12 protein-coding genes are annotated in these 12,871 nt (G+C 66.7%); 7 read left to right on the top strand and 5 right to left on the bottom strand.

Translation table 11 applies throughout. From position 1 onward, the window contains the following. Positions 1-68: 68 nt before the first annotated feature. The gene (locus HHL13_RS01160; RefSeq protein WP_169553952.1) at positions 69-1,184 is read right to left on the bottom strand and encodes a 5-methyltetrahydropteroyltriglutamate--homocysteine S-methyltransferase; all 1,116 of its coding nucleotides are present in this window, start codon (positions 1,182-1,184) and stop codon (positions 69-71) included. An 86-nt stretch (positions 1,185-1,270) separates the two neighbouring features. Between HHL13_RS01160 and HHL13_RS01155 the strand changes: the two genes are divergently transcribed. From HHL13_RS01155 to HHL13_RS01140, 4 genes are all read left to right on the top strand, one after another. Continuing rightward, entirely contained in the window at positions 1,271-2,299 is a 1,029-nt protein-coding gene (locus tag HHL13_RS01155; protein WP_169553951.1) for an aromatic ring-hydroxylating dioxygenase subunit alpha, read from the top strand. Beyond that, positions 2,289-2,705, top strand: coding sequence for a MarR family transcriptional regulator (locus tag HHL13_RS01150; protein ID WP_240953587.1), 417 nt, complete (start codon positions 2,289-2,291; stop codon positions 2,703-2,705). Before HHL13_RS01155 ends, HHL13_RS01150 begins: the two co-directional genes overlap by 11 nt. A gap of 81 nt (positions 2,706-2,786) precedes the next feature. Continuing rightward, positions 2,787-3,959, top strand: a complete 1,173-nt coding sequence (locus tag HHL13_RS01145; RefSeq protein WP_169553950.1) for a cytochrome P450 — start codon at positions 2,787-2,789, stop codon at positions 3,957-3,959. Next, positions 3,956-4,774 (top strand): phytanoyl-CoA dioxygenase family protein, encoded by an 819-nt coding sequence (locus HHL13_RS01140; protein ID WP_169553949.1) that lies wholly within the window; start codon positions 3,956-3,958, stop codon positions 4,772-4,774. The genes HHL13_RS01145 and HHL13_RS01140 overlap by 4 nt, the downstream gene beginning before the upstream one ends. Here HHL13_RS01140 and HHL13_RS01135 read toward each other — a convergent pair. From HHL13_RS01135 to HHL13_RS01120, 4 genes are read right to left on the bottom strand one after another with little or no spacing between them, the layout of a single operon-like run. Then, positions 4,764-5,873: a CapA family protein gene (locus HHL13_RS01135; protein ID WP_169553948.1), complete on the bottom strand. Its 1,110-nt coding sequence runs from the start codon at positions 5,871-5,873 to the stop codon at positions 4,764-4,766. The two genes, HHL13_RS01140 and HHL13_RS01135, sit on opposite strands and share 11 nt — an antisense overlap. After that, complete coding sequence (locus HHL13_RS01130; RefSeq protein WP_169553947.1) at positions 5,873-6,640, bottom strand: phytanoyl-CoA dioxygenase family protein; 768 nt, start codon at positions 6,638-6,640, stop codon at positions 5,873-5,875. The genes HHL13_RS01135 and HHL13_RS01130 overlap by 1 nt, the downstream gene beginning before the upstream one ends. Before the next feature lie 11 nt (positions 6,641-6,651). Next, on the bottom strand, positions 6,652-7,839 hold the full coding sequence (locus tag HHL13_RS01125; protein WP_169553946.1) for a cytochrome P450: 1,188 nt from the start codon (positions 7,837-7,839) through the stop codon (positions 6,652-6,654). A 41-nt stretch (positions 7,840-7,880) separates the two neighbouring features. Beyond that, positions 7,881-8,909 (bottom strand): hypothetical protein, encoded by a 1,029-nt coding sequence (locus HHL13_RS01120; protein ID WP_346775455.1) that lies wholly within the window; start codon positions 8,907-8,909, stop codon positions 7,881-7,883. Positions 8,910-9,006: 97 nt separating this feature from the next. On the opposite strand from HHL13_RS01120, the gene HHL13_RS01115 reads away from it, so the two are divergent. From HHL13_RS01115 to HHL13_RS01105, 3 genes are read left to right on the top strand one after another with little or no spacing between them, the layout of a single operon-like run. Next, entirely contained in the window at positions 9,007-10,284 is a 1,278-nt protein-coding gene (locus HHL13_RS01115) for an MFS transporter (RefSeq protein WP_169553945.1), read from the top strand. Further along, positions 10,281-11,438, top strand: coding sequence for a Bcr/CflA family efflux MFS transporter (locus HHL13_RS01110; RefSeq protein WP_169553944.1), 1,158 nt, complete (start codon positions 10,281-10,283; stop codon positions 11,436-11,438). The genes HHL13_RS01115 and HHL13_RS01110 overlap by 4 nt, the downstream gene beginning before the upstream one ends. After that, complete coding sequence (locus tag HHL13_RS01105; protein ID WP_169553943.1) at positions 11,435-12,781, top strand: MmgE/PrpD family protein; 1,347 nt, start codon at positions 11,435-11,437, stop codon at positions 12,779-12,781. Before HHL13_RS01110 ends, HHL13_RS01105 begins: the two co-directional genes overlap by 4 nt. Positions 12,782-12,871 lie beyond the last annotated feature (90 nt).

Genomic DNA, 12,871 nt, shown 5'->3' with positions numbered 1-12,871 from the left:
AAGAGCCTCAAGTCCGTCCGTCGCGGCTCAGCGGACCCCGGCACAAGGCCGGGGTGACGATCCGAAGCTTAAATCTCCCCCCAAACGTCCCGGGCAACATCGATCACCAGCTTCAGCTTGTCCGCCTGCTGGCCCATCGACACATCGTTGCCATGCACCGTCGACGAGAAGCCGCACTGCGGGCTCAGCGCCGCCTGCTCCAGCGGCATGAACTTCGCAGCTTCGTCGATCCGCCGCTTCACATCGTCCTTCGATTCCAGCTCGCCCAGCTTGGTCGTCACCAGCCCCAGCACCACGGTCTTGCCCTTGGGCACATGGCGCAGCGGCGCGAAATCGCCCGAACGCGGATCGTCATATTCGAGGAAATAACCGTCCACGTTCAGCGCGTTGAACAGCACTTCGGCAACCGGCTCGTAACCGCCCTCGGCGGCCCAGCTCGACCGGAAATTGCCGCGGCACAGATGGACGCACACGGTCATGTCCGCCGGCTTGTCGCGGATCGAATCGTTGATGATCTTCGCATAGAGCTTCGGAAGTTCGTCCGGATCCATCCCGCGACGCTTGGCATTCTCGCGCTGCGTCTCGTCGCACAGATAGGCCAGGTTCGTGTCGTCGAGCTGGAGATAGCGGCACCCGGCGTCGGCCAGGCTGGCGATCTCGGCGCGATAGGCGGCGGCCAGATCGTCGTAGAACTGGTCGAGATCGGGATAGGCCGTCGCGTCGATCGCATCGCGGCCGCCCCGGAAATGCAGCATCGTCGGCGAGGGGATCGTCACCTTCGGCGTCGCGCTCGTCACTGAGGCAAGAAAGTCGAAATCGGCGCGCTGGATGTCGCGCGCATGTTCGACCTTGCCGGCGATCTTCATCACCGGCGGGGCATATTCCAGCTCCTTGCCGCCATGCTGGTGGAACTTCACCTGCGTGCCGCCAGCTTCCTCGACGCCGTCGAGCTGGAGCAGGAAATCGGTGTGGAAATAGGTCCGGCGGAATTCGCCGTCGGTGATGCCCTTCAGCCCCAGATCTTCCTGGAATTTCACCACATCGCGGATCGCCGAATCCTCGACGGCGCGCAGCGCGGCCGCGTCGATCGCGCCTTCCTTAAACTGCGCCCGCGCATCGAGCAGCGCCTTGGGACGCAGGAAGCTACCGACATGATCGGCACGGAATGGCGGCTTGGCGGACATTGGACCCTCTCCCACTTGACGAGTGAATATTTGTACGTGTTACATACAAATATATTGGCCCGGTCAAGAGGCAGAGGAGTTTGAGTATGACCTTCGTTCGCAATCGCTGGTACGTCGCCGCCTGGGACAGCGAAGTCGACCGCGCGCCGCTTGCCCGCACCATCTGCGGCGAGCCGATCGTGCTGTGGCGCAAGCTCGACCGCAGCGTCGTCGCGCTGCGCGATGCCTGCCCGCACCGGCTGCTGCCGCTGTCGATGGGGATCAAGGAAGGCGATTCGATCCGCTGCCGCTATCACGGGCTCAAGGTCGGGCCGGATGGGGTGGCCGAGGAGATGCCGGTCAAGTCCGAGCGGGTGAACAAATCGATCTGCGCCACCGCTTATCCCATCGTCGAGCGGCATCGCTATGTCTGGATCTGGATCGGCGAAGCGGCGAAGGCCGATCCCGATCTGATCCCCGATTTCTGGCCGTGCAGCACGCCGGGCTGGACCTTCGACGGAGGCTACAGTCACATCGCCTGCGACTATCGTCTGGTTATCGACAACCTGATGGACCTGACCCACGAAACCTATGTCCATTCGGGGTCGATCGGCCAGCATGAGATCAACGAAAGCCCGCTCGAAACCGAAACGCGAGGCGACGAAGTGATCGTCCGCCGCTGGATGCCGGGCATCGAGCCGCCGCCCTTCTGGCGCGATGCGCTGCGTTCGGAGGGGCCGGTCGACCGCTGGCAGATCTGCCACTTCCTCCCGCCCTCCTCGGTGCTGATCGATGTCGGCGTCGCCCCGGTCGGCGCGGGCGCCACGCCGGAAAAGCATGATCAGGGCGTGCGCGGCATGGTGATCGACGCGATGACGCCGGAGTCCGAGACCACGACCCATTATTTCTGGGGCATGGCGCGCAACTTCGACATCCACGACACCGGCTTCACCGCCCGCTTCAAGGCGCAGCAAGGCCAGGTGTTCAACGAGGATGTCGAGGTGCTCGAGGCCCAGCAGCGTTCGATGAACGCCAATCCCGACATGAAGCTGCGCGCCTATTCGATTGACCAGGGCGGGGTTCGCGCGAGAAGGATCATCGATCGTCTCGCCAAGGAACCCGCGCTTGCCGAATAATCTCGACGAAGTTCTAGGGCTGCACCTGCGCCTCGCTCACGGCGCGGTGCTGCGCCACTTCACCGATCACTTCGCCGAACTGGAGCTGACCCAGAAGCAGGTATCGGTGCTGTGGCTGGCGCACGACCATCCAGGGATCGCCCAGACCGATCTTGCCGCGAAGCTGCAGATGGACCGCGCGACGACGATGGCGATCGTCCATGCTCTCGAACGCCGCGGCTTTCTGGTCCGCGGCCATGCCGAAGGCGACAAGCGGCGCGTCGCCTTCACGTTGTCGAGCGAGGGCGAAACTGCGCTGGCCGAAGCGCGCAAGGCCATCGCCACGCACGAAGCATGGCTGAAAGGCAAGTTCAGCGCGGCCGAGGTGAAGCAACTCACCGCCCTCCTCCGCCGGATACACGATTAGCTTATACCCCCCATAGCAACTGACTGTTATCGCCTCGGCAAAGGCCGGGTTTAACCTCTCTCAAAATCAAGGAGAGGCAGCATGGCGACACAACCCGACTGGGACCCCACGATCGAGCAGGACGTGCCCGCGCGTTACGCCCAGATGGCGGACCAGCGCGCGCGATGTCCGATGGCCCGCGCCGGACGGCATGGCGGCCAGTGGGACGTGCTGCGCTATGCCGATGTGGTCGAGGCGGCGAGCGATCCCGAGCGGTTCAGCAACGGCCTGCAAAGCCGCTACGCCAAGCCGATGCCGCCGCTGGAATATGATCCGCCCGAGCATCGCGACTATCGCCGGATGCTGGCGGTGTTCTTCACGCCGAAGCGCATGGCGGAGCTGGAGCCGATCGTTCGCCGCAACGCCCGCGAACTGCTCACGCCGATGGTCGCGGCGGGCCGGGGCGATCTGGCGCAGGGCTACAGCTACCCCCTTCCCGCGCTCGGCCTGTGCGCGCTGCTCAACATCGACGGGAACAGCTGGGGCCAGATCAAGGAATGGTCCGAACATACGCTGCTCAAGGATTCCGAAGACCCCGCCGAAGAGGCCATCGCCGATGCCGGCCACGCCCGGATCATCGAATATGCCCACACCATGATCGCCGACCGCCGCGCCCATCCGCGTCACCCGGAGGAGGATATCGCCGCCGCCCTGCTCGCCGCGCGCGTTGGCGGCGAAGCGATGGACGACGACACGATCGCCCGCACGCTGCGCATCCTGATTTCCGCGGGCCACAATTCGACCACCAGCGCGATCGGCAACATGATCCTGCACCTGGCCGAGCACCCCGAGGATCAGGCCCTGCTCCGCAGCGACCTGTCGCGCATCCCGGCCGCCGCCGAGGAGATCCTCCGCGCCGACACCCCGGTGCAGGAAATGCCCCGCGTCGCCACCCGCGACACGACGCTGGGCGGCTGCCCGGTAAAGGCCGGCGATCGGCTCGGCATGTTCTGGGCCGCGGCCAACCGCGATCCAGAGGCATTTCCGCAGCCGGACAAGATCATCCTCGACCGCAAGCCCAATCGCCACCTAGCCTTCGGCCACGGCATCCATACCTGCCTCGGCGCGCCGATGGCCCGGATGGAGATGCGGGTGGCGATGGAAGAGCTGTTCGCGCTCACCGGCCATTTCGCGCTCGAAGCCCCGGCGAAACGCGCCCGCTTCCACCGCATGGGCGTGGTCAATCTTCCTCTCGTGCTCGAGCCCGCGAAATGATCACCGAAGACCAGATCCAGCAGTTCGAGCGCGACGGCGCGATCATCCTGCGCGACGTGATCGGCGCGCACTGGATCGACCGGATGCGCACCGCGATCGACACGGTGATGGCCGATCCCGGCGGCCTTTCCTCGAACATGACCGGCGAAGGCGGCGGCCGTTTCTATGGCGACTTCTTCCTGTGGCGGCACAATCCCGAATTCCGCGCCTTCATCTTCGAGTCTCCGCTGGCGGGCCTCGCCGGCGAGATGATGCGATCGAAGAAGGTCAATTTCTTCTACGAGCAGTTGCTGGTGAAGGAGCCCGGCACCGCGGCGGTGACGCCCTGGCATCAGGACCTGCCCTATTGGTGCGTCGGCGGGTGGCAGGTCGTGTCGGTCTGGGTGCCGTTCGATCGCGCCACGCCCGACAATGGCGTCGTCACCTACGTCAAGGGATCGCATAAATGGGGCAAGCTCTACCGCCCCCGATCCTTCGGCAGCCGCCCGCGCGAGCAGGACGGCGAAACCGCCGCGCTCGAGGAAGCACCCGATATCGACGGCCGCCCGCAGGATTTCGAGTTCGTCACCGGCATCCTCGAACCCGGCGACGTCTTCGTACATCACGCCCGCACGCTCCACGGCGCGCCGGGCAACGCCACCGCCGACCAGCGCCGCCGCGCGCTGGCGACCCGCTGGACCGGCGCGGACGCCTATTTCGAGGATCGTCCGGGCAATTTCCTGCGCGGCGACAAGTTCGGCTGGCTCCGCGAATTCGCTCCGGCCGCGCCGGGCGAACCGATGGACTCGGATCTGTTCCCGGTCGTCATCCAGTAACGCGTACCCACTCCCCGTCGGTCGTCAGGCTGACGGGGAGACCCGCTTCCGCCGAACACCAGCGCACATAGTCCGCCACCTTCGCGAAGCGCTCGTCACCGGACTCCAGCGGCGCGGGCTGGGCGTTGGAATTGATCCACGCCGGCTTGAAGGCCAGATCGCCGAGCCCACCCTTCGTCAGCTCAGCCCGGACGAACATCGTCATCCGTGAATCCGGCGGAAAGTTGTACAGGCTGTCGAAGTCCGGTTCCCATCCCGGCGACAGCGCCTGCACTTCCTTGAACCCCTTCCCCTGCGCATGTTCGGGCGTCATCGGCAGGTCGATTGCGAAATTGCCGATAGAGTGGAAGATCGCCTTGCCGCGATACATCTCCACGCCCTTCAGGATATGCGCATGGTGGCCCAGGATCAGGTCCGCGCCGGCGTCGATCAGCGCATGGCCGACCTCGCGCTGATAGTCGGCGATGGTCGCGGGCACGAAATGGATGCCCCAGTGGAGCGAGACGATCACCACGTCCGCTCGCTCGCGCGCCGCCTTCACGTCCGCCACCAGCGCCGCCAGATCCTCGCGATGCGCGAAGCTGTGGATGCGCGCGGGTGTGCCCGGCTGGTCATGCTCGATCTGCTCGTACAGCGTGTGCGCACGCATCGGCACGCACCCGGCGCGCTTCGCATCGGCCCAGAAGCCCATCGGCAGGATCGACGACGCGGCAAGGAATGCGACGCGTACGTCGTCCACGTCGCGGATCACCGGCACCCGCGCCTCGGCGATGTCGGCGCCCACGCCGACCACGTCCATCCCCGCGCCCTTCAGAGCGCCGATCGTATCGAAGAACGCCTCCGCGCCCCAGTCCATGCAGTGATTGCCCGCGAACGACACCACATCGAACCCGGCCCCTGCGATATCCACCGCAGTCTCGGGCGGCGAGCGATGCGTATGCCGCACCTGCGGCAGCCGCGCGCCGCGGTTCGTCAGATTGCACTCGAGCTGGGTGAAGGTGATGTCGCCGCTCTGCAGCAGATCGCGCGACAGGTCGAAGCACTGGCTCGGCTCCGGGCGATTGGGGCCGATATCGCCCACAGCGATCAGGACAGCCATCAGCCGATCACCAGCGGAAAGCGCTCGCCCGAAAGCAGCGCGCCGGCTTCCAGCGGCGCGCTGGCCAGCACCGGATCGGTGCCCGGTCGCGGATCGAACCGCACGTCCGCATTTGCCCAGCGCGTCGACAGCGCCCGCCGCCGCACGCTCAGGCTCGAATTGCCGCTCGCGCCGTGGATCGCGAAACTATTATGCACCAGGCAATCTCCCGCCTTCATGTCCCAATCGAGAAACTCGTACGCACCCGGATCGGCGTCGATGTCGGGCAGCACATCTTCGTCGACCGACGCCATCGACACCTTGCCGTCGCTGAACCCGATCGGCTTGTAGCTCTTGCCCGTCAGGTGCGATCCGCGAACATAGGCGAGACCGCTGGTCTCGCGCGTCACATCGTCGAGCGCGAGCCATATCGACACGATTTGCCCGCCCTTTGCCGGCCAATAGGGCATGTCCTGATGCCACGGCGTCGGCGCCTGCGCGCCGGGTTCCTTGACGAACAGATGATCGAAATAGAGCCGCGCGCTGCTGCTGCGCATCATCGTGCGGGCCAGTTCCGCCGCGGGAGATTCGAACACGAAGGCGCGGAAGTCCGGATCGGTCATCCACATGTCGCGATTGCGGGTGAAGCCTTCGGTCGAGCGCGCGCTTTCGTTCGAAATTGCCCGTTCGGTCGCTTCGCGCAGGCGATCCACCCAGCCGGTGAACAGCCCCGGCAGCATGATGGCGCCATCGGCGTCGTATCGGGCGATCTGATCCGGAGTGATCATCGCAACCTCCGTCACAGGAACCTCAGTGGCACAGAGATCGCCCCGATCTCGGGAAAGGGCGCGACGACCGGTTCGCCCGCCAGCTCGAAGCCGCTGGTGCGCGCCAGCAGTTCTTCCAGCGCGACGCGAAGCTGCATCCGGCCGAGATGGACGCCCGGACAGTTGTGCGGCCCGCGCCCGAAGGCGAGATGTTCGGCGATGTTCGGCCGGTCCATCACGAACGCGCCGCCATCGGGGAACACGCTTTCGTCTCGATTGGCGGAGGCATAGACCAGCGCGATCGGATCGCCTTCGGGGATCGTCCGCCCGTGCAGCGTCACCGGACAGGTCGCCGTCCGCGCAAAGCCGCGATAAGGCGAATATAGCCGAAGGAATTCCTCCAGCGCGGCCGGCACCAGCAAGCGATCCGCGCGCAGCCGCGATTGCAGTTCGGGATCGCGCGACAGATGCACCGCGATGCTGCCCATCAGCACCGTCGGCGCGACGATGCCGACCACCAGCACCTGCCGCACCGTGCCGAGGATCATCTCGTCGGGCAGCCGATCGCCATTGGCGTCGCGCGCCGCCAGCAGGGCGCTGGTCGGGTCCTCGACCGGGTCCATCGGGGTGGCCTTGCGCCGCTCGATCAGGTCGCGCGCCATTTCGTAGAGGCGCAGGCTCGTCACCTTCATCGAATCCGGCTGGGCCGAACGCACCGCCATGATGAACGCCTGCCCCGCCTCGTGCAGCGTACCGAGCAGATCGTCGGGCATCTTCATCCACGCGCCGAACACCTGCACCGGCAGATGGCTGGCGAATTCCTCGCACACATCGCCGCCGCCCTTCGCCACCATCGGGTCGAGCAGATCGGTGACGAACACCCGCGTCGTCTCCACCAGCGCTTCGGACCGCTCCATAGACAGCAGCGGATTGAGTGCGCGGCGATAGGGCGTGTGCTCGGGCGGATCGAGATGGAGCGGCGGCCGCCGCCCGGTAAAGGCCACGCGCGGCACCACGTTCTGGACCGAGGTGATGTACGTCTTCGCGTCCGACGCGGCGCGCTTGACGTCGTCATAGCGCATCAGCGCCCAGAAGCCGCCCCAGGCATCGGTATGCGCCACGGGGCATTCGCGCCGCAGCCGCGCATAATCCTCATGCGCGCTGCCAAAGACTTCGGGCTGCAGCGGATCGAAATCCTGGCTGGCTTCACGGTTCGACATCTACTTCCCCCGTTGCATGATGAGAATGTTTGAAAGCGCTATCATTCGCTTACCGCTTCCTTCGCCATTTCACGCCGGGCGGCGTTGCGCGGGGCGAGCGACAGGATGACGAGCGCGACGATCAGCACGCCGGCGCCGAAGAACTCAGCCGTCGACGGCATCTTCCCGCCCAGCCACAGCGCGAGCAGGATCGATCCCGCCACGCCGGCCAGGATGCTCGCGGTACGCTCCAGCGGGACGCAGAAGCTGTTCTCGCGCCCGTCGAGCAGGATGATCGCCGAGAAGACGCCGGTCAGGCACACCATCGCGCCGCAGATCGCGATGTAGATCAGCTGCGGGTTGCTCCAGATCTGCGTGAATCCCCACGCCATCTCGCGCGCCTGTTCGGTGCCGCCGATCGCCGCGATCGCGCCCATCGCGATCAGCGCGACCGGGAAGGCGACGATCTTTTCCTCGCTGAAGAATCGGCGCAGCGTCGCCGGATCGTCATTCTTCGACACCTTCGACATGATGTAGAGGCGGCCGAAATAACCGAATGTATAGAGTAGGATGGTCGCTATCGCGATCGGCGGCAGGCCAAGGCCGCCGCGCGCCTGGAAGTTCACCAGCATCGCCACGCCAACCAGCAGCAGCGCGGTCCACGACCACCAGCGCACCCGCCGCCCGAACAGCGAATCGACGATCGGCGCGATGATCAGCAAATCGCCGCGCATCAGCAGCTGCATGAACGGCACGCTGACATTCTCGAACGTGTAGGACAGCGGCACCGTGACCAGGATCAGCGCGGTGAACACGCCCGACCAGAAGGTCCATTTCGTCGCGAACGGGATCGAAACGCCGCCGAGCCGCACCCGGTTCACGCCCTTCGCCCAGCCCGACCAGAGCATGAAGGCATAGGTCGCCAGCGCCCCGGTGATCATCATCGCCGGCAGGATTTCGAGGCCCGTCAGCGGGCGGCCGAGCGACGGATCGGCGGTGGTCGCGAGCATCCGCGTGATCACCACGTAGGGCAGATAGGCAAGCGCATAGAGCAGAGTCGCGAATTCGATGGAAATCAGCCGTTTCGGCACGATAGCTCTCCCGTTCACGCCTTTTCGCAAGCGCTTTCATTCTTTGCTTCCTAACGCTATACGCTATATCACACAACAAATATCGGAGAGGGTCGCAATGGCAGCCACGGAAGTAGAACGCGTCGTCGGACGGCGCATCCTGTGGCGGCTCGTCCTCCCGTCCGCGCTGTTCATCCTGATGGGCGCGATCGATCGCGCGAATGTCAGTTTCGCCGCGCTTCAGATGAACAAGTCGCTCGGCTTCACCGCCGAACAATATGGCTTCGGCGCCAGCATCCTGTTCCTCGGCTTCATGTTCCTCAAATTTCCGAGCATCTGGCTCTACGAAGCCATCGGGATGCGGAAGTGGCTGACGCTCATCACCCTGTGCTGGGGCGCGGTCGCCACCGCCCTCGCCTTCATCCAGACCCACGAAGCCTATTACGCCCTGCGCTTCCTCGCCGGCGCGGCGGAGGGCGGGCTCTCCTCGGGTCTGATGATCTATCTCAGCATGTGGGCGACCGAGCGCTACCGCGCCTCGATCCTCGCCATCCCGATCGTCGCAATTTCGGTCTCGCAGGTGATCGGCGCACCGCTTTCGGGCCTGCTGCTCCAGAGCGGCAACCCGTTCGGCTGGGAAGGCTGGCGCTGGATGTTCTTCGTCGAGGGCATTCCCTCGATCGCGCTGGCGGCGCTGGCCTGGTTCGGTTTCCCGGACAGCCCCAAGGAAGCGCGCTGGCTCGACGATGGCGAACGCGAGTGGCTGGCGGCGAACACCCATGCCGCCGCCCGCCCCGCCAAGGGCCAGCCCGGCCGCTGGAGCGTGCTGCGCGATCCGATGATGTGGCTATGCTCGGGCCTGTGGTTCCTGCTGCTGGCGGGCAATTACGGCGTGATCTTCTGGCTGCCGCTGGTGGTCCACGGCCTGTCGGGCTTCACCAGTTTCGAAGTCGGCGTGATCGTCGCCTTGCCTTGGCTGGGCAGCGGCATCGGCCTGCTGATCAACGCCTGGCATTCGGACAAGACGCAGGAGCGCTTCCTCCACGTCGCCATCCCCGCGAGCCTGGCCGCCATCGCACTCTTCGGCGCCTATGCGGCGGGCCCCGGCGCGCTCGGCCTCCTGCTGCTGGTGCTCGGCGGCGCGTGCATGGGGTCCACCGTCTCGCCCTTCTGGGCGATCCCCAGCAAGATGCTGCCCGCAACCGGCATGGCGACGGGAATCGTCGTGATCAACATGATCGGCAGCTGCGCGGGGCTGATCGTGCCGTGGCTGATGGGCCGTTTGCGCGACGGCACCGGCTCTTTCGCCGCGCCGACCGCGCTGGTGGCCGGGGCGCTGCTGCTCGCAGGCGTCCTCGCGCTGGCGATCCGCGCCCGGGCCAGCAAAGCCGCGTGAGCGCCACGACGCTCAGCCGCCCGCTGATCCTGCTGCTGGCCGCGGTCGGCGCGCTGGGCTCGCTCGCGATCCATCTGTTCGTGCCCGCCATGCCCGCCGTCGCGCGCGATCTCGCCGCGTCGCCGGGCACGGTGCAGCTCGCGGTAAGCCTGTACCTGCTCGGGCTCGGCGGCGGACAGCTGGTCGCCGGGCCGGTGTCCGATGCGATCGGGCGGCGGCCGGTGTTGCTGGCGGGAACCGCGATCTTCGTCGCGGGATCGATCGCGGCGGCGCTGGCGCCCGATGCGCACGTCCTGCTCGTCGCGCGCTTCGTCGAAGCGTGCGGCGCGGCGGCGGCCGTGGTTGCCGCGCGGACCATCGTGTCGGACCTGTCCCCCCGCGCCGATGCCGCCGCGAACCTCGCGCTCCTCACCAGTGCGATTCTGCTTTCGCCGACGCTCGCCCCCACCATCGGCGGCGCGCTGGTGTCGCTGGCAGGGTGGCGCTTCGTCTTCGTCGCGCTGGCGCTGACCGGCGGCGCGATCGCGCTCCTTTCGATCTTCCTGATCCCGCGCCACGCTCCTCATGCCGAGCGCCCGCGCCTCGATCACGCTTATGCCCGGCTGGCACGCAATGGCCGGTTTCGCGGCTATGTCGCGGGCAATTCGCTGGCCAGCAGCGCGCTGTACCTGTTCCTGAGCGGATCGCCCTTCCTGTTGATCGTCCAGTGGCATCTCTCTCCCGCACAGGCCGGGCTCTGCTATCTCGTGGTCGCTGCCTGCGGCATCTTCGGCACCTTCCTCGTTCGTCGACTCAACCGCCACCATGATGCGTTCCGCATCGGCCTTACCGCGATTGCGGCGGGCGGCGCGCTGATGCTCGTCATCGCCCTGCTCGGTGCCTCGAACCCCGTCGCGCTGATCGGCCCGATGCTGCTGGTCGGCACCGGCGGCGGGATCGCCGCGCCGACCGGAATCGCCGGCGCGATGCACGCCGAGGAGGGGATCGCCGGCACCGCATCGAGCCTCGCCGGCGCGATTCAGATGATCACCACCGCCGGGGTCACCGCCGTGATGAGCGCCTTCGCCACCACTGCCCTTGCGCCGCTCGCGGCAGGCATCTTCCTTGCCGGCCTGATCGCCGTCCTCCTCGCACCCGCCCGGGAGCCGCTATGAGCAACCTTTCCGCCCGTATCGCCGATCACGTCACCGGCCTCCGCTACGACGACCTGCCCCCGGCAACGGTCGACGCCACGATCCGCGCGCTGGTCGATGCGATGGGCGTGATGCTGGCCGCCTCCTCGCTGGGCGAAGGCACTGCGGCCTTCGCCGAACTCGCCATCGAAAGCGGCGGCCCGGCACAGGCGAAACTGATCGGCCGCGCCGGGCGCGCGCCGCTGCTCGCCGCCGCGCTGGCAAACGGCGCGCTGGCGCATGCAATCGATTTCGAGGACGCCTTTGACGGCGCCCCCACCCACCCCAACGCCGCGCAGATTCCCGCCGCGCTGGCGATGGCCGAAACGCTGGGCCGCGTATCGGGCGAGGATCTGATCGCCGCCATCGCGGTCGGCTGCGATCTGGTCTGCCGGATGGGCCTTGCCCTGAAGGACAGCCCCGACAAGTTCGGCTTCTATCCCCCGCCCCTGCTCGGCGCCTATGGCGCGGTCGCCGCCTGCGCGCGGATCGCGGGGCTCACCAGCGCGCAAACGGTCGACGCCTTTTCGCTGCTGCTCTGCTCGCACAATTGCAGCGCGGAGCTGAAATACAGCCCCCACTCCACGGTCCGCGCGGTGCGCGACAGTTTCGCGGCGCAGGCGGCGGTGCAGGCGGTACTGCTCGCCAAGCGCGGGGTGCGCGGCTTCGATGCGCCGATCGAGGGCAAGGCGGGCTTCTATGCCCTGTTCGCGCGCGGCGGCTATGATCCCGCCCCGATACTCGATGGGCTGGGGAAGCACTTCTACGGCGAGAAACTGAGCTTCAAGCCCTGGCCGAGCTGCCGGGGGACCCATGCCGCGATCGAAGCGATCCTCGATCTCGCGCCCGATCCCTCGAGCATCGAGTCGGTCACCGTCACCGCCGCGCCGTTCCTGACGATGCTGTTCGAGCCCGAAGCGCAGAAGCGCCGCCCGCAGACCGCAATCGACGCCAAGTTCAGCCTGCCCTTCACCGTCGCCACCGCCGCGATCCGCCGCGAAGTCACGCTGGAGAGCTTCGCGCCCGAAGCGCTGGCTGACCCGCGCATCCACGCGCTCGCCGCGCGCGTCCGCTTCGTGCCCGAAACCGGCAGCGCCGATCTGACCGCCGCGACGATCGACCTCCGCTTCGCCGACGGCAGCAGCCAAACGCGCCGCATCGTCCACCCGCTCGGCCATCCGAGCAACCCGCTCGACGACTCGGCGCTCGACGCCAAGTTCCGCATGTGTGCCGCACTGGCACGCGTCCCGGTCGACGCCGAAGCGCTGCTCGCTGCCCTGCGCACCCTCCCCGCTCTCCCCGATGTGGCCGATTTGCCGCACTGATCGGGCAATGTTCAGCCCCAAATGAAAGCGATTGCATCGCTCTCGCCGCATTGGTAGATATGCAACATAACAATTAAACCAGACAACGTT

The organism is Sphingomonas sp. G-3-2-10, from assembly GCF_012927115.1.
Classification (GTDB): domain Bacteria; phylum Pseudomonadota; class Alphaproteobacteria; order Sphingomonadales; family Sphingomonadaceae; genus Sphingomonas.
The sequence above is the reverse complement of the archived record's forward strand: the minus strand, read 5'-3'. Positions and strand labels throughout refer to the sequence as shown.